Origin of the sequence: Halochromatium roseum (genome assembly GCF_016653315.1) — a bacterium.
Lineage (GTDB): Bacteria > Pseudomonadota > Gammaproteobacteria > Chromatiales > Chromatiaceae > Lamprobacter > Lamprobacter roseus.
The window spans coordinates 22953-40373 of record NZ_NHSH01000087.1; the positions used below are offsets into that span (position 1 = coordinate 22953).

The window sequence follows — 17421 nt, forward strand, 5'->3', positions numbered from 1 at the left end:
CCCTGTGCCAATCATTGAGGAGATTCCGTCATGCCGAATCAGCAACTCGCCAAGCTCAACGATCACGGCCAGCGCTTCTGGCTCGATAGCCTGTCACGTGACATGCTCGACAACGGCCAGCTCGAATCGCGCATCCGCGAGCAGGGCCTGTCTGGGATCACCTCCAATCCAGCCATCTTCCGCAAGGCCATGGCGGACTCGCCAAGCTATGACGATCGCATCGGGATTGCGGTCGAGACCCTTGCGCGCGACGGCTCGGTGGCCGCCGAGGCGGTCTACGAACAGCTGGCCACCGACGATGTCCGGGATGCCTGCGACCTATTGATGCCGATCCATGAGGCAACCGACGGACTCGATGGCTTCGTCAGCCTCGAGGTCTCGCCGCACCTGGCCTACGATCCGCTCGCGACGCTGCGCCAGGCGCGCGAGCTGTGGGACCGAGTCGGTCGCCCGAACCTGTTCATCAAGGTGCCGGGCACGCCGCAGGGGCTGCATGCGGTCGAGACCCTATTGGTCGATGGGATCAACGTCAACATCACCCTGCTGTTCGGCCGCGATGCCTACGAGGAGACCCTGCAAACCTATCTGCGTGCGATGGAGCAGCGGCTGCGCGACGGCAAGGATCTCCACAGCGTCGCCTCGGTCGCCAGCTTCTTCCTGAGCCGGATCGACACCGCCGTCGACCGCGAGCTGCGCCAGCGCATCGACCCGCAGGTCGATGCGCGAATTGTTGCCGAGGCCGAAGCCTTGCTCGGACGCACCGCCGTCGCCAACGCCCAGTTCGCCTATGCCCGTTATCGCGAGGTCGGTGAAAGTGAGCGCTGGCAGCGCCTGGCCAAGGCCGGCGCGCGACCGCAGCGGTTGGTCTGGGCCAGCACCGGCACCAAAGACCCAAGCCTGTCGGACACCCATTACGTTGAGTCGCTGATCCTGCCGGAGACCATCTCGACGATGCCGGAGGCGACCGCCGCGGCCGTCGATGACCACGGCTGGATCGAAGGCTCAGCGCCCGGCATGGTCGAGGCAGCGGAGCTGCTCGAGCGCCTGCAGCGCAGGCTTGAGATCGACTTCGATGCCATCACCCATCAGCTGGTGGCCGAAGGTGTGCAGAAGTTCATCGACCCCTATGATCAGCTGATGCAACGGCTCGCCGAGCGCATCGAGCACAGGCAGGAGTCCATAGAGGAGGCCGAGCGCGCGACGCCCTTGGTGGGTGAGGCGAGCCGGCTGCGTGCTGAGGTGCTGCGCATGACCAGTCGCGCCGGCTCGGGCCATGCGACCTCGGCGCTGTCTTGTGCTGATCTGGTCACGGCCCTGTTCTTCCACGAGATGCGCTGGGACCCGAACGCGCCCGGTGCCCGCGATCAGGATCGCTTCCTGCTCTCCAAGGGCCATGCGGCACCCATCCTCTGGGCAGCGCTGTCGGAGGCCGGCGCCATCGAGACCGATCCACTGACCCTGCGGCAGATCGACAGTGACCTCGAGGGCCATCCGACGCCGCGCAACCCTTGGATTCCGGTCGCGACCGGCTCCTTGGGCCAGGGTCTTTCCGCGGTCAATGGCATGGCCTTGGCGGACCGGCTGGACGGCATCAGTGCGCGTCTGTTCTGCCTGCTCGGCGACGGTGAGTGCTCGGAGGGGTCGGTTTGGGAGGCCGCCCAGTTCGCGGCTGACCAGCACCTGGAGCAGATCGTTGCCATCGTCGATGCCAACGGCCTGGAGCAAAGCGGTCCTGCCCCTTATGGTCATGACACCTCGGTGCTGGCTGGACGCTTCCGCGCCTTCGGCTGGCGCACGCTGGAGATCGACGGCCACGATTTCGGTGCCATCCTGCCAGCGCTGAAGGCCGCTCGCCAGCCGGGACCGACGGCGATCATCGCCCGCACCGTCAAGGGCAAGGGCATCTCGTTCCTCGAAGGCGCGGAAGGCTGGCACGGCAAGGCCCTGGATGAGGATCAGCTGGCAGAGGCGCTCGCTGAGATCAACGAGCCCGACCTGCGGATGTTGGTGGAGCCGCGCCGGGTGCCGCATGCTGAGCCGACGGTTGCGACCATGGCCCAGGTCGCCTCGGAGCGCGCGCAACAAGAGAGCGGCCTGCCGCTCAAGGTCGAGTATGAGCTCGGTGAGGAGGTCGCGACCCGCGCCGCCTTCGGCGCTGCACTGCAGAAGCTCGGTAGCCGGTTCCCGGATCTTGTGGTGCTCGATGGCGACGTGAAGAACTCGACCAAGACCCAGGAGTTTGCCAAGACCTATCCTGAGCGCTTCATCGAGGCGCAGATCGCTGAGCAGAACATGCTCGGGGCGGCGCTCGGTCTCTCCGCCAGCGGCAAGCGGCCTTGCGTCGCCACCTTCGCCGCCTTTCTCACCCGGGCGCACGACATCATCCGCATGGCGGCCCATTCGCAACAACCGCGCATGCTGATCTGTGGCAGCCATGCCGGCATCTCGATCGGCGAGGACGGACCCTCGCAGATGGGGCTCGAGGACATCGCGATGTTCCGCGCGCTCAATGGCACCACGGTGCTCTATCCCGCCGATGCGGTCAGTGCCGAGCGTTTGACCGAGGCCGGACTCGAGCATGAGGGTATCGTTTATCTGCGCACCACGCGCGGTAAGACGCCGGTGCTCTATCGCTCAGACGAGCGCTTCGAGATCGGCGGCAGCAAGACCCTGGCCGAATCGACCCAGGACCGGCTCACGCTGGTGGCCGCCGGCATCACGGTCCACACTGCGCTGGAGGCGAGCGCACGGCTCCGTGAGCAGGGGATGTGCACGCGGGTGATCGATGCCTACTCGGTGAAGCCGCTGGATGTGGCGACCCTGCAGCGGGCCGCCGAGGAGACCGGGACCCTGTTGGTGATCGAGGATCATCATCGCGACGGCGGACTCGGCGATGCGGTTGCGGCGCAGGTCGGCCGGCTCGGTCGGGTGTTCCAGCTCGGCGTCAGCGGCGAGCCGCGCTCCGGCTCGCCGGAGGATCTGATGGAGCGCCACCGGATCTCAGGTCAGCAGATCGAGCGCGAGGCGCTGGCCATCGCCGCCTGAGTGCGGGGCGTGCAGGTGAGTGCGAGTGAGTGCAGGTGAGTGCCGAGCAGCTACCGGCGACGCCGGAGACCGCGCGCCTGCTCCGCTTCGAGTGTAGCCCCTGTTTCCGGTGCCCTGCTAGACTAAACGCATGCGCCACCCCATCGACCCCAAAATCGACTGCGTCTTCAAGGCCCTGCTCGGTGCGGAATCCAATCGCGCGTTGCTGATCGGAGCTGCCCGCGCCCGTGAGCAGCGTCGAGATCCTCAACCCCTACAACGAGCGCGAATTCCTCGACGATAAGCTCAGCATCGTTGACGTCAAGGCCCGCGATGGCCAGGGTGGCTTGCACCAGATCGAGATCCAACTGCTGAGCTATCGCGATCTGCCGGCTCGTATCAGCTATGGGTGGGCCGACCTCTACAGCTCGCAGCTCAGCAGTGGCGAGTCCTACAGCAAGCTCAAGCCCACCTATACCATCTGGCTGCTCGCCGAAGACCTGCTCCCCGACCGCGACGGTTACCTACACGACTTCCGCCTGCGCGATGCCCAAGGTTGCAGTCTGATCGAGCACGGCGGCATCTGGCTCTTAGAGCTGAACAAATTCCACGCCGAGCGGGTCAATACCGAGCAAGAGCGTTGGCTCAAATTCTTCAAAGAAGGCGCCCGCCTCGATAGCGATGCGCTCCCCGTTTGGATGCAGACCCCCGAGATGAGGCAAGCGATGAGCACCCTAGAACGCTTTTCCGAGAAAGACCGCGCCTACCATGCATACCAAGCACGGCAGAATTATCTACGCCAGCAGATGAGTATCCAGCAAGAGCTGGACGAGCGCCGGGCTGAGATCGAGGCCGAGCGCCAGGCGGCCGAGCGCGAGCGCCAGGCAGCCGAGCGCGAACGCCAGGCGACCGTGCAGGCACAACAGACCGCTGAGCGCGAGCGTCAGGCGGCCGAGCGCGAGCGTCAGGCGGCCGAGCGCGAGCGCCAGGCGGCCGAGCAGGCGCGGATGGAGCTTGAGCAAGAGCGCGCAGACAAAGAGCAAGAACGGGCCGCCAAGGAAGTCGCTCTGGCCGAGCTTGAGCGTCTCAAGGCGCAACTGCGGCGTTCGGCGGACGAGCGGTGACCTGAGTCTCCAAGGGCCATGTGGCAACAATCCTCTGGACGGCGCTGATCAAGCAGCATCGGATCTCAGGTCAGCAGATCGAGCGCGAGGCGCTGGCCGTCGCCGCCTGAGTGCGGGTCTAGTGATCGCTGGCGTTCTCCGTTGGGCGTTATCAGCCAGACCGGGTTCATTTGCCGCTCTTGTCGGTTAGTCTGAGGGATGCTGAGGCCAAGGGTGATGGGTCGAATCGGTTGGGTCCAGGGTTGGACCGAGAGTTGCTTGATCCGCAGCGGCACGGGGCTGAACGTCCCTGGGAATTCGATTCGTCCGATGCTCGAGGAGTCAAGATTATGAGAAAAACCGCATCCGCCGTGCGCGGCGCCAATGACGATCAGGCGACGGGCAGACAGCTGCAGACGGGATCAAAGGCCAAGGTCGTTCAGCTCGATCAGTGCCGCGCGGAGCGACTCGACGAATCCGTCTCGGCCGTTCGCCATCGTCTCAGCGAGCTACAGCGCGCCCGTGTGCAGGCGGAGCTGAGCGCCGGACGACTGATGCGAGAGCTGGCCGCGCTGCAGCGCGAGCTCAGAGACTGCCGCGCGCGGATGATCCAAAGTGGCGTCATCGACTAGGGTGGCGACTACGGCGGCTGGCCGATCCGACGAGCCGCCGCGACGCCCGAGTGGGCGGCGCCCACCTTGTCCAACTTAACCTGCATGCTCGATCTCGGCGACGGCTTGCTTGACCGAGAGGAAGCTGTCCGGGTTGACCGAGATCGAATCGATTCCGGCGCGCACCAGGAAGGCGGCGAAGTCCGGGTGATCGCTCGGCGCCTGGCCGCAGAGCCCGACCTTGCGCTCGCGCTCGTGGGCCTCGCCGATCACCGAGCTGATCATCTGGCGCACCGCATCGTTGCGCTCGTCGAACAGATGCGCTAGGCGGTCGGAGTCCCGATCGACCCCGAGCACGAGCTGAGTCAGGTCATTGCTGCCGATCGAGAAGCCATCGAAGCGGGCGGCGAAGTCGCGGGCTAAAATCACGTTCGCCGGGATCTCGCACATCACAGTGATCTCGAGTCCGCGCTCGCCGCGCTGCAAGCCTTCTTCGGCCATGACCTCGAGCACCCGGTCGGCTTCCAGCGGTGTGCGGCAGAAGGGGATCATCACCAGGATGTTGTCAAAGCCAAGCTCTTCGCGGGCCTTACGGATCGCCCGGCATTCCAGCGCGAAGCCCTCCCGGTACGCGTCGCTGTAATAGCGACTGGCGCCCCGCCAGCCGAGCATCGGATTGGCCTCGACCGGCTCGAAGGCGCGGCCGCCGATCAGATCCGCATACTCGTTAGTCTTGAAGTCGCTCATGCGCACGATGACCGGCTGCGGATGACTGCCTGCCGCGATCCGGGCAATACCACGCGCCAGATGATCGACGAAGTACGCCTGCGGGTCGTCCCAGCCAGCGGTCAGCGCGGCGATCTGCTTGTTCGCGTCCTCATCCTCCACCGCCTCCGGATGGATCAGCGCCATCGGGTGGATCTTGATGTGCTGATTGACGATGAACTCCATCCGGGCCAGGCCGACGCCATCGCTCGGCAGCTGCCACCAGCGCAGCGCGGCCGCCGGGTTGGCCATGTTCAGCATGATCTTGGCGCCTGTCTTCGGGATGTCCTCGAGGCTGATCTCCTCGGCCTCGAACGGAATGCGCCCGGCATAGACGCGCCCGGTCTCGCCGCTGGCGCAGGACACCGTGACCTCGTCGCCGTCGGCGAGCCGTTCGGTGCCATGGCCGGTGCCGACGATCGCCGGCAGACCCAGCTCGCGGCTGACGATGGCAGCATGCGAGGTGCGCCCGCCGTGGTCGGTGACGATGGCGGCGGCGCGGCGCATGATCGGCACCCAGTCCGGATCGGTCATCTCGGTGACCAGCACGCCGCCGTCCTCGAAGCGCTCGTTCTCGCCGGGGTCATCGAGCCGGAACACCTTGCCAGCGGCGATGGCGTCGCCAATTGCCGTGCCACTGACCAGCGGTTCGCCGGCCTCGTCGCGGCTGGCCTCGAGCCGATAGGTCTTGAGCAGGCCTTCGGTGCGCTGCGAGTGCACGGTCTCGGGTCGCGCCTGGACGATGAACAGCTCGCCGGTCTCGCCATCTTTGGCCCATTCCATGTCCATGGGTTTGCCATAGTGGTCCTCGATGGTCACCGCCCAGCGTGCCAGCGACAAGACCTCGTCGTCGCTCAGCACCAGTGCCCGCTGCTCGTCCTCGCTGGTCTCCACGAGCCGGGTCGGGTCTTCAGCGCTGGTGTCGGCCTGGGTGTCGGCGCTCATGCCGGCCTGGCTGTCGGTCTGGGTATTGGCCTGGGTATTGGCCTGGCTATCGGCATAGACCATCTTCTGCGCCTTGCCACCCGGCTGGCGGGCGATGATTGGCCTCAGTGATGGATCATCCAAGAGCGGCTTGAAGACCAGGTATTCGTCTGGATCGACGATGCCCTGGACCACCGTCTCGCCGAGTCCCCAGGCGCCGTTGATCAGCACCGCCCGCGGGAAGCCGGTGTCGGTGTCGATGCTGAACATCACCCCGGAGCTGCCACTGTCGGCGCGCACCATCTGCTGCACCCCGACCGAGAGCGCCACCTGCAGCTGATCGAAGCCGTTGTCCTGGCGATACGAGATGGCGCGATCGGTGAACAGCGAGGCGAAGCAGCGCCGGATGGCATTGAGCAGGGCATCGGCGCCGCGGATGTTGAGGAAGGTCTCCTGTTGACCGGCGAAGCTGGCCTCGGGCAGATCCTCGGCGGTCGCGCTCGAGCGCACCGCGACATCGGGCTCATCGCGCCCGGTCTGCTCCGCCAGCGCCTGGTAAGCGTGACGAACGGCATCGGCCAAGGCCGCCGGGATCTCGGCGTCGAGGAAGAGGGCGCGGATCTGCTCGCCGACTTCGCTGAGCGGGCGCTCACCCTGCTCAAAGGCTTGGGCCAGCTCGCGGATGCGCGGCTCCAGCGCGTTCTCGGCCAGGAATTGCCGATAGGCCTGCGCGGTCGTCGCAAAACCGCCCGGCACGCGTACGCCTTCGGCGCCGAGATGGCGAATCATCTCGCCGAGCGAGGCGTTCTTGCCGCCCACAAGGGCGACATCATCGTTGCCGAGATCATCAAGCCAAGCGATCAGCCTGCCGTCGTTCATTAGGGTCTCCAGCCGAAGGTGGCCGTTATCTTGCTTGCCCAACACCGCCACCCTGAAGGCCGCAACGCGGCTTCTCTTTAAGGGGTTTAGTCACGGGCGCACAAACGGGGTGAATCAAGGGTTTGCCCAATCGCAAGCAGCTCTTGTGCCAACGGTTGAGCCGTGCGATGCCAAGGTGATGCGGCCACAGGCAAGCCCGGCAACCGACCCGTCGCTGGTCCCTTCGGTGTTGGTCTGCTCAAACGGTGGGGAATCGCGTTGTGGAAATACACCAGGCGCGGGGGATATCGCCCTCAACACATGAAGACCGAGCGAGATGACCATCCGAGGTGATCATCTGAGATGATCATCAAGGTGCCGCGATGACGATCGAGAACAGAGCACGATCTTCTTGGCGCAGGCTCAGTGCATGCTGGCCTAGGCGACAACGCGGAAACGTGGTGTTTTTCCTGGATTGATGTTGAAATTAATGCTCGCTTGCGGCTCAATCCACGGGCACCTTTGCTGATCCTCAACACGATGATTGTCAATCAGCCAGCGAGGCGCTGCTGGCTCGTCATTAGATCAGGAGCCTCTGCATGTCGACGTCAAACGCGTTGATCTCTTCCGGTGTTCCTGGGCTGGATGATGTCCTGAAGGGCGGACTCCGGCCGGGCCATCTCTACTTCGTCGAGGGCAACCCGGGTACTGGCAAGACCACCTTCGGACTCCAGTTCTTGCTCGAGGGTGTGCGCCGCGGCGAGCGTTGCCTGCTGATCACCCTCGCCGAGAGTCCGGCTGAGGTTGCCGTGATCGCCGATTCGCACGGTTGGTCGATCGATGGCCTGCAGATGCGCGACCTGATCAGCTCGGACGAGATCCATAGCACGGCGCTGTTCGATCTCACGGAGATCGCGCTCGATGACCGAGTTCAGGCGGCGCTTGCGGAGATGGATGATCTGAAACCGCAGCGCCTCGTCCTCGACACCCTGGCCGCCTTGCGGATCTACAGCGATCAGTCTTCGTTTTTTCGGCGCCACGTCGAGCTCTTCCGCAGCAAGGCCGACGAGCTTGGTACCACCCTGCTGGTCACCGATGAGGCGAGTGGACCGGTGGAACTGCACCCGCGCAGTCTGGCCTGGGGCATCATCCGCATGGAGCAGCGGGTCAATGACTACGGACCGGGTCGGCGTTGGCTCTGGCTGCCGAAACTGCGCGGCCAGCCCTATGTCGGCGGCTTTCATGATCTGCGCATCGAGACCGGTGGGCTGAGCGTCTTTCCGCGGCTTGAGCCGGGTCGAGCGTCGGCGCCAGCGCGCGACGGACTCATCTCGAGCGGCAGCGAACCCCTTGATGCGCTGCTCGGCGGTGGACTCGAGCGCGGCACCAGCGTCGGCATCATCGGCCCGCCCGGCTGTGGCAAATCGACCTTAGTCAGCAGCTTCGCCATGGCCGCAGCGGAGCGCGGCGAGCGGGTTGCGCTCTATGCCTTCGATGAGTCCTTGACCACCTTCCGCAAGCGTGCCCTCAGCCAGGGACTCGCGATCGACTCGGCGCTGGACTCGGAGCTGCTGAAGCTGCGCCAAATCGACCCTGGCCAGGTCGCGCCAGGGGAGCTTGCGCATGAGCTTGCCGGTGAGGTCGACTGTCACAAGACCCAGATCATCATTATCGACAGCCTCAACGGCTATCTGCAGGCGATGCCGAATGACCCCTCGATCAACCTGCAGGTGCATGACCTGCTGAGCTACCTGAGCGCCCAGGGCGCGTTGACCTTGGTCACGCTGGCGCAACCGAGCCCACTGAACCGGCAAGAAGGCCTCGCCGTCGATCTGAGCTATCTGACCGATACTGTCATCGCCCAGCGCTACTTCGAGGCCGGCGGGGCGATTCGCTACGCGCTCTCGGTGATGAAGAAGCGCTATGGCGATCACGAGCGCACCATCCGCGAGTACAAGATCGGCACCGGTGGGGTCATCGTCGGCGAGCCGCTGAGCGAATTCCGCGGTGTGCTCACGGGCCTGCCTGAGTATCTCGGTAAGGACAAGCCGCTGCTCTGAGTCATGCGCGTGGCTGATCACATCCCCAACGGTACCGAGCGCATCCTGATCTTGGCACCCAGCCCGAATGATGCCTCGCTCTGTGAGCGTTTCCTCCGCCAGGCGCGGCTGCAGCCTTATCTCTGTGCCGATACCGCCGCCCTGTGCTCGGCACTGTCGGCGTCTGCCGCGGCCCTGGTGGTCGCAGGTGAGGCGTTGCGCGGTGATGCCGGTGTCTGCATCCGGGAGCGGTTCGCGCAGCAGCAAGAGTGGTCGTCGCTGCCGCTGATCGTGCTCACCCGGCGGCTCGCCAAGGCCAGTCTCGAGGCCTTGGACGACTATGACATCTACGGTCATGTGCGGCTGATCGAGCGGCCTGTGAACAGCACCGTCTTTGTCAATGCGGTCAAGATGGCCCTGCGCGAGCGGCACCAGCAATACCGGATTCGGGATCTGCTCAACGAGCGTGCTGAGCATGTGGCCCAGCGCGATGAGTTCCTAGCCACGCTGGGCCATGAGCTGCGCAACCCGCTCGCGGCGATCATGACCTGTGGCGAGGTCTTGGATTCGCTGCGGTGCGAGGTGCCGCAGGCGGCCCGTTGCCTCGATGTGATCGCCACCCAAACGACGCAGATCAAGCGCCTGCTCGACGACCTCTCCGATATCTCGCGCATCGCCCGCCGCAAGCTCAGCCTGCAGTGCGAGCCGCTGGATTTGAGTACCACGTTGCAGGACGTCGTGGTCCAGGTCCAATCGACGCTCGAGGCCAACAGCCAACGCCTCGCGCTCGACATCAGCGATGAGCCCATGCCGCTGCTGGCCGACGCCACCCGGCTGCGTCAGATCTTCGCCAACCTGCTGGTCAATGCCAGCCGTTATTCGCCGGCGGACAGCGAGATTCGGCTCAGCGCCCGCGCGCACCATGGCTTGGCCGAGGTCGGCATCCGCGATCAGGGCGTCGGCATGAGCGCCGAGACCCAAGCGCGCATCTTCGAGCCCTTCTTTCAGGCCCCGCAGCGTGACGGCGAGCCGCAGACCTCGCGCTCCGGGTTGGGGGTGGGGCTCACCCTGGCGCGCTCGCTGGTCGAGATGCATGCCGGCTCGATCCACGCCGAGAGCGACGGGCCTGGCCAAGGCAGTCAATTCCGGGTGCTGCTGCCGCTGCAGACAGCACCGTCGACCGTGGCCGGGGCTGATCGCTCCCTGCAAACGCAGCAAGGGCCAGGACAGCAAGGGGCAGGACAGCAAGAGCCAAGGCAGCAAGGGCCAGGACAGCAAGGGGCAGGGCAGCAAGCACCGACACAGCAAGCTCCGGCGCACAGCGCTCCGGACCCGTCGCAGCGCATCCTGTTGATCGAGGACAATCTGGACTTCGGCAACGGTCTAAAGCGGCTGCTGGAGCAGCGTGGGCATGATGTGGTGCTCGCGCGCGACGGCCCCGGTGGCCTCAGCGCGGCCGAATCCCATCGGCCCGACGTGGTGGTGCTCGACATCGGTCTGCCGGGTCTCGACGGCTACGAGGTGGCGACGCGACTGCGCAGGCTCAGGGGCTTCGCCGACTTGCGGGTGATTGCGGTGACCGGCTTCGGCCGGGAGCTGGACCGCCGCCGCTCCCGCTGCGCCGGCATCGACCGCCACCTAGTCAAGCCGGTCGCAATGCCGGAGCTCGAAGCCGCCATCGCCGGGCGCTAAAGCGGTAACGCACTAATGCGGTAACGCGCTAATCGCCGGGCTGCCGATCACGGCCTGACTGCGACGTCTTGCCTCGTGGCTGCCCATTTTCTACTTCCCGATAATCGCCCACCATGGGCACTCAAATCGGGAAGAAGTTGATGGACAGTTTCCTAGCGATCGCGCTGTCCATCAGGCGACCGCGCCCGTTCCGAGCCAGGTCCGCAGCAGGGTGCCCGCTCCGTAGGCCAGCACCGCGGCACCGCCGCCGGTGAGTAGGGTCTCGAGACCGGAGCGGAACCGGGACTGATCCAACGCCCAGCCTTTGGTGATGCCGACGCCCAGGAACGCCAGCGAGGTTGCGGCGATGCTGGCGATGAAGGCCTGGTCGAGGCTGAGGACGGGTATCGCGAACGGGATCAGCGGGATCGCGCCGACCAGCACGAACGCGGCAAAGGTCGCCGCACCCGACTGCAACGGCTGGCCGGTGTCGCCTGGCTGCAGCCCGAACTCCTCTTGGGTGATGGTCTTGGCCCAGAGCTCGGGGTCGGCGGCGATGGTCTCGACGATGCGATCCAGCGTCTCGCCCTCAAAGCCTTTAGCGGCGAAGACCTCGCGCAGCTCCAAGCATTGATGCTGGGGGATCTCCTCGATGTGCCGCAACTCCTCACGATGGGCCTGATCGGCGGCCTGGGCATCGCTCTTGGTGCTGAGATAGTTGCTCACCGCCATGCTGAAGCCATCGGCGAGCAGGCTGGCGACGCCCAGGATGATGACCACCAGGCTCGAGAAGCCGCCGCCGACGGCGCCGGCGACGACCGCAAAGCTGGTGATGCCGCCGTCGATGGCACCCAGCACGGCGTCGCCGAGGTGCCCGCCACCGCCCTCAGATGCGAGTCGCGCGCGAACCTCGTCCGCATGGTGTGCGCGGGCCAGGTGTAAGCGTGAGCGTTGTCGAGGCTGTTTTGCGGGCATCGTGCGATGTGCTCCTTGTTGGCAGAGGTTGCAGACCTGTTGCAGGGGGCCAGCTCAGGAAGGGCTTGGCTGGCCTGTGGGTGCTCCAGCTATGCTTGCACCGTTCCTGATTGCGACTGGTGCACTGGTGCTATGGATCGACTTGTGACGGGTGTCGACGCCGGATCAGCCGATGCGCCACCAGCTTACCGAGCTGCACCAGGATCAGCGGCAGCAGCGAGAACCCGAGGATCAGCAGCCATTCGCCAATGCTTGGGATCTCGATCGAGAGGATCGCCGCCAGCGGTGCGATGTAGGTCGCGACGATCAGCAGCGCGACGCCGATGGCGATCGCGATCCAGACATAGGGATTGCGCGTGACCTCGTTGAGCAGCAGCGGCGACTCGGTGTCGCGCATGTTCAGCACATGCCAAAGCCGGGCAAAGCCGAAGGTTAGGAAGCTGATGGTCACCGCATGGGCGGTGTCGAGCTGCATCGGCCCGAGCGCGATGGCGAAGGCAATCAGCACCGTGACCGCGATCAACGCCCCATAGCCACCGACAGCGCCCCAATGCCGGCGCATCAGGATGGGCTCGTCGGGCGCGCGTGGTGGCTGCTGCATCACGCCGTGCTCGCCAGGACTCAGGCCGAGCGCGAGCGCGGGCATCACATCGGAGACGAAATTGATGTAGAGGATCTGCAGCGGCAGCAAGGGCAGGGGCGCCGCCACCAGCGCCGCTGCCGCCACCGCCATGATCTCGGCGAGATTGCCGGAGAGCAGATAGACGATGAAACGGCGGATGTTGCTGAAGATGGTCCGCCCGTGCTCGATGGCCGCGACCAGGGTCGCGAAGGCGTCGTCCTTGAGCACCATGTCCGAGGCCTCGCGCGCGACCTCGGTGCCGCGCTGACCCATGGCGATGCCGATGTCGGCCTTCTTCAGGGCGGGCGCGTCGTTGACCCCATCGCCGGTCATGCCGACGATCCAGCCGGCGTCCTGATAGAGCCCGATCAGCTGCAGCTTCTCCTCGGGGCTGATGCGCGCGAACACCGAGCGCTCGAGCAGCTCGCGACGCTCGTCGTCATCGAGCTGCTCGAGATCGTCGAGCCGCGCGCCTTCGATCGCCGGCTCGTCGCTGCCAGCGATGCCGATCTCGGCGGCGATGGCCTGCGCCGTGGCGGCATGATCGCCGGTGCCCATCACGATGCGAATGCCGGCCTGCTGGCAAGCCGCGATCACGTCCTGGATGCCGCGTCGGGGCGGATCGTAGAGGCCGGCCAGGCCGATCAGGGTCAGGCGTTGATAGGGGTCTTCGTCCTCGCGCTCGGCTTGGCGTTGTGCCAGTGCGAGCACGCGCAGCCCGTCAGCGGCAAGCGCCTCGCTGCGTTGCTGCCAGTGTTCGCGCGCCTCGTCATCGAGCGAGGTCTCGCCGTCCGCGGTGAGGACCTGGTCGCAGACCTCGAGCACCGACTCCGGCGCGCCTTTGACGGCGATCCGGAAGCCGTTATCGCCTTGATGGACGGTCGCCATCATCTTCAGGTCGGGATCGAAGCTGATCTCGCGCTGCTCTGGCCAGCGCTCGAGCAGCTCATGGCGGTGCAGGCCGGCGAGTGCCGCGGCTTCCAGCAAGGAGACCTCGGTGGGGTCGCCCGTGGCGTTGGAAACGGCATCGGTGTCGGCGTTGGAGTCCGAGTCGGAATCGGCTTTGGCGTTGTCGCCAGCGTCGGCGTCGGCGTCGGCCTTGGCATCGCCACCAGCCTCGGCTGTTGCAGTCTTGCCAGCGGGGACATCGGCGTTGTCGCCAGCGCCAGCACGCGTATCGGAATCATCGGGTATTGCTCGGCTTCCAAGCTCGGCGTTGTTGCAAAGGACGCCGGTCTCGAGTGCGGCGCGCGCGGCCGGCTCATTCGCCAGGTCTAGCGGCTCGCCGTGGAGAGTGATCCGCGCGTCGGCTCTGGCGTCGCCGTCGCCGCTGCCTTCTTCACGATGGCTTTCGTCTCTACGGCCGCCTTCGTCTTGACGCCTGTTCTCGTCTTGACTGCGGCCTTCGGTCGCTTGCGTCGTCGTCTGGCCTGGGCGCTCGAAGCGCAGTGTGCCTTGCTCGAGGGCGAGCTGCGCCAGCACCATCCGGTTCTCGGTGAGGGTGCCGGTCTTGTCGGTGAAGATCAGGCTCGCGGCACCGAGCGTCTCCACCGCCGAGAGCCGTTTCACTACCGCGTTGCGCCGCGCCATCTGACGCATGCCCTGGGCCAAGGCCAGGGTCGCGACCACGGGCAGCCCTTCGGGGACCGCGGCGATGGCCAGTGCGATGGCCGTCTCCAACATCACCAACAGCTCCTTGCCGGCAATCAGCCCTGCGCCGGCGACCACCACCGCAATCGCCAGCGTCAGCCAGACCAGACGTCGGCCGAGCCGGTCAAGCCGCTTTTCCAATGGGGTCGCCGACTGCTCGGCCTGTGCCACCAGATCCGAGATGTGGCCCAGTTTGGTCTCCATGCCGGTGGCGACGACAACGCCGCTGCCCGAGCCCTGGGTCACGGCGGTGCCCTTGAAGGCCATGTTGTAGCGCTCGCCGAGCGGCGGCGCTTTGTCGGCCTTTTTCGTCTTCTCCGCTTCCTTGTCTTCCTTGTCTTCCGGCGCTTTGTCCTCCGACGCTTCTTCCGATGCGGAATCGAGCGCCTCGGTCCGCTTGTCGACCGGCACCGACTCGCCGGTCAGCGCGGCCTCATCGCATTGCAGTCGATTCGCCTCGAGCAGGCGCAGATCGGCCGGCACCAGGTCGCCGGCATCGAGCAGCACGATGTCGCCGGGTACCAGCTCATCGGCCGGGATCTCGCGGCTGTGGCCCTCACGCAGCACCCGCGTCTGGGTCTTGCCCATGCGCTGCAGGGCCTCCATCGCACGCGTCGCCCGCAGCTCCATCGCGAAGCCGATAATGGTATTGACCAGGATCGCGGCACCAATGGCAATGGCCTCGATGACCTGCCCGAACAGCAGCGCTGCACCAGAGGCCGCCAGCAACAGCAGCACGACGATGCTGGTGAGCTGATCGATCAGGATGCGCCAGGCCGGGCGCGAGCGCGTCTGGCGCAGCGCATTGCGGCCATACTGCTCGCGCCGCTCGCGCACCTCGGCTTCGGAGAGGCCGTGGTCGGCATCGCTGTCGACGTGCTCGAGCGCGCCCTCTGGCTGCTGTCGGTAGAACGCGGTCATTGGTAGAGACGGGTTGCCTCGCGCACCATTTGGGCGGCATAGCCCCACTCGTTGTCATACCAGGCCATGACCTTGACCAAGTCATCGTCAACGACCCGAGTCAAGCCCAGGTCGACGATCGAGGCGTGCGCGTCCTGGATGACGTCGGAGGAGACAATCGGCTCCTCGATGATCGACAACACCTTCGAGTAACGGGGGTTCAGCGACTCCTCCATGAAGACCTTGTTGACCTCCTCGCGCGAGGTCGCCCGGCTGGTGACGAAGGTGATGTCTGCCAGCGAGCCCACCGCAACCGGCGCTCGCACAGCGAGTCCATCGAACGCGATCTGATGTTCCCCGAGCACGCGGTTGGTGGCCTCGGCCGCGCCGGTGCTGGTGGGCACCAGGTTGATCGCCGCCGCACGGCCGCGCTCCATGCGCTTGGAGGGCGCATCGACCGTCTCCTGAGTCGAGGTGTAGGCATGCACTGTCGTCATCATGGCCTTGGCGACACCGATGCGCCGCTGCATGACCTCGGTCACTGGCGCGATGCAGTTGGTGGTGCAGCTGGCGCAGGAGAAGATCGGCGCGGTGCCGGCGTCATTGACGCCCGGGACAATCATCGGGATGCTCTCGTCCTTGGCTGGAGCGTAGAGCATGACCTTACGGGCGCCGGCCTCAAGGTGGCGTTGCAGGGCGTCCCGGTTCCTGAACGCGCCGGTGCACTCGAAGACAAGATCGACGTCCAGATCCTTCCAGGGTGACAGCAACGGGTCCTCGTGGTTAGACAGCGGGATGCGCTGGCCATCGATGACCAGTTGACCGTCTTGGCTGGCGACCTCGTGCGTCGAGCGCCCGTAGACCGAATCGTAGCGGAGCAGGTAGGCGAGCTGCTCATGGTCGGCCAGATCGTTGATGCCGACTAGCTCGAGGCTAGGCTCCTCCATCACCAGCTTCAGGGTGGCGCGTCCGATGCGCCCGAGTCCATTGATTGCGATTCTTGCCATGGTCTTGACTCCTCAGGATTGGGTGGGCTCCGGTCAGGATTGCGTTGGCTCAGGATTAGATGGGCTTAGGATTGCTTGGGCTCAGGATTGCTTGGGGGTCGGATGATGCTCATGGGTCTGGACCTGTGAGCGCAGATGTTCCAGGTCTTGCTTGCGGTACAGATTGGCGTCGCGCGTCTTGACCGCAGCCGCTGCGGCGGCAACGCCATCGCGGGCTGCGTCGGACAGCGTGCCGTCTTGGGTCAGGCGATGGATCAAGGCGCTGACGAAACTGTCACCAGCCCCCATCGGGGCTCGGCCTTGCACCGACGGTGGCTGCAGGTGCAGACGCAGGCCATCGCTAGCGAGCACTGCTCCTTGGCTGCCCAAGGTGACGACGATGGCCTCAGCAGCCCCTTGGTCGAGCAGCGCCTCCATGCCGGCGAGATAGGCCTCAGGCTCCTCGCGCTCGACCTTGAACAGCTGGTGGCATTCGTGACGGTTGGGCTTGATCAGGAACAGCGGCGGCTGGGCGCGCAGGGTGGCATCGAGCGTTGGCGCCGCGGTGTCGACCACCACCCGGATACCACGCTGCGAGACGCGTTGAGCCACCTCGGCATAGAAGTCCGTGGGCACGCCGGGTGGTAGACTGCCACTGAGCACCAGATAACGAGGCGCTGGAGCGATCGCCTCGAGCGTCTCGGGAACGGCTTGCCAGTCGCGCTCGGCAAGCTGGGGACCGGGAAACACCAGATGGAAGACCCGGGGTGACTCGAGGTGCGGTGCCTGCTCTGCCAAGGAGAGATTCTCGCGGATGTCGCCGTCGATCGGCAGCGATTGGGTGCGGATGCCGGCCTGCTCCAGCAGGCCATCGAGCCGTTGGCCGGTCGCTCCGCCGGACGGATAGACTGCGAGCACATCGGTGCCGAGCCGATGCAGCCCTCGGGCAACATTGATGCCGCCGCCGGGCGTGCGGCGCGGCAGACTGCAGCGTGTCTTCTGCCCAGGTTTCAGCTGCTCGGTCTCGCTACTCAGATCGAGCGCCGGGTTCATGGTCAGAGTGACGACGTCGGGCATCCCGGATCTCCATGATGAGGTTCACGTGAGTTTCACGTGAGGTTCACGATGACGTTGCGTTAATGCGATGCGCCTGGCTGCCGGCATCGGCTGCTCGGCTCCCGTTAGGTTGCCTTGGTCCCCTTGAGCCTTGGTCCCTTTGAAAGGGATCAGCCCCATGCGCGCTCTCGCTCTCGCGTTGTGCTATCTCGACTAAAGCAGAATGCATGCCACTCG

At 65.6% G+C, this 17421-nt stretch carries 9 protein-coding genes and 1 pseudogene; 5 read left to right on the plus strand and 5 right to left on the minus strand.

Annotated elements, in window-relative coordinates:
* Window positions 1–30 precede the first annotated feature (30 nt).
* The 3 genes and pseudogenes from CCR96_RS23875 to CCR96_RS23885 all read left to right on the plus strand — a co-directional run bounded on the left by CCR96_RS23875 (window position 31) and on the right by CCR96_RS23885 (window position 4759).
* Complete coding sequence (locus CCR96_RS23875; protein WP_201224594.1) at window positions 31–3045, plus strand: transketolase; 3015 nt, start codon at window positions 31–33, stop codon at window positions 3043–3045.
* Window positions 3046–3175: 130 nt separating this feature from the next.
* Window positions 3176–4148 (plus strand): annotated as a pseudogene (locus CCR96_RS25240) (Rpn family recombination-promoting nuclease/putative transposase).
* A 329-nt stretch (window positions 4149–4477) separates the two neighbouring features.
* Window positions 4478–4759 carry a hypothetical protein gene (locus tag CCR96_RS23885; protein WP_200244525.1) on the plus strand — a complete coding sequence of 94 codons (282 nt, stop codon included), beginning with the start codon at window positions 4478–4480 and terminating at the stop codon, window positions 4757–4759.
* 75 nt (window positions 4760–4834) lie between these two features.
* On the opposite strand, the gene ppsA is transcribed toward CCR96_RS23885, so the two are convergent.
* The gene (ppsA, locus tag CCR96_RS23890) at window positions 4835–7288 is read right to left on the minus strand and encodes a phosphoenolpyruvate synthase (protein WP_201224621.1); all 2454 of its coding nucleotides are present in this window, start codon (window positions 7286–7288) and stop codon (window positions 4835–4837) included.
* 596 nt (window positions 7289–7884) lie between these two features.
* Between ppsA and CCR96_RS23895 the strand changes: the two genes are divergently transcribed.
* Together CCR96_RS23895 and CCR96_RS23900 are read left to right on the plus strand one after the other, a co-directional pair.
* Entirely contained in the window at window positions 7885–9345 is a 1461-nt protein-coding gene (locus tag CCR96_RS23895; RefSeq protein ID WP_201224596.1) for an ATPase domain-containing protein, read from the plus strand.
* Between the two features lie 9 nt (window positions 9346–9354).
* Window positions 9355–11016 (plus strand): ATP-binding protein, encoded by a 1662-nt coding sequence (locus CCR96_RS23900; protein WP_201224598.1) that lies wholly within the window; start codon window positions 9355–9357, stop codon window positions 11014–11016.
* 171 nt (window positions 11017–11187) lie between these two features.
* Here CCR96_RS23900 and CCR96_RS23905 read toward each other — a convergent pair whose 3' ends face one another.
* The 4 genes from CCR96_RS23905 to CCR96_RS23920 form a co-directional block, all read right to left on the minus strand.
* Entirely contained in the window at window positions 11188–11970 is a 783-nt protein-coding gene (locus tag CCR96_RS23905) for a VIT1/CCC1 transporter family protein (protein ID WP_201224600.1), read from the minus strand.
* 130 nt (window positions 11971–12100) lie between these two features.
* Window positions 12101–15163: a cation-translocating P-type ATPase gene (locus CCR96_RS23910; RefSeq protein ID WP_201224602.1), complete on the minus strand. Its 3063-nt coding sequence runs from the start codon at window positions 15161–15163 to the stop codon at window positions 12101–12103.
* Window positions 15160–16149 carry a type I glyceraldehyde-3-phosphate dehydrogenase gene (locus tag CCR96_RS23915; RefSeq protein WP_201224604.1) on the minus strand — a complete coding sequence of 330 codons (990 nt, stop codon included), beginning with the start codon at window positions 16147–16149 and terminating at the stop codon, window positions 15160–15162. Before CCR96_RS23915 ends, CCR96_RS23910 begins: the two co-directional genes overlap by 4 nt.
* An 81-nt stretch (window positions 16150–16230) precedes the next feature.
* Window positions 16231–17205: a 1-phosphofructokinase family hexose kinase gene (locus CCR96_RS23920; protein ID WP_201224606.1), complete on the minus strand. Its 975-nt coding sequence runs from the start codon at window positions 17203–17205 to the stop codon at window positions 16231–16233.
* Window positions 17206–17421 lie beyond the last annotated feature (216 nt).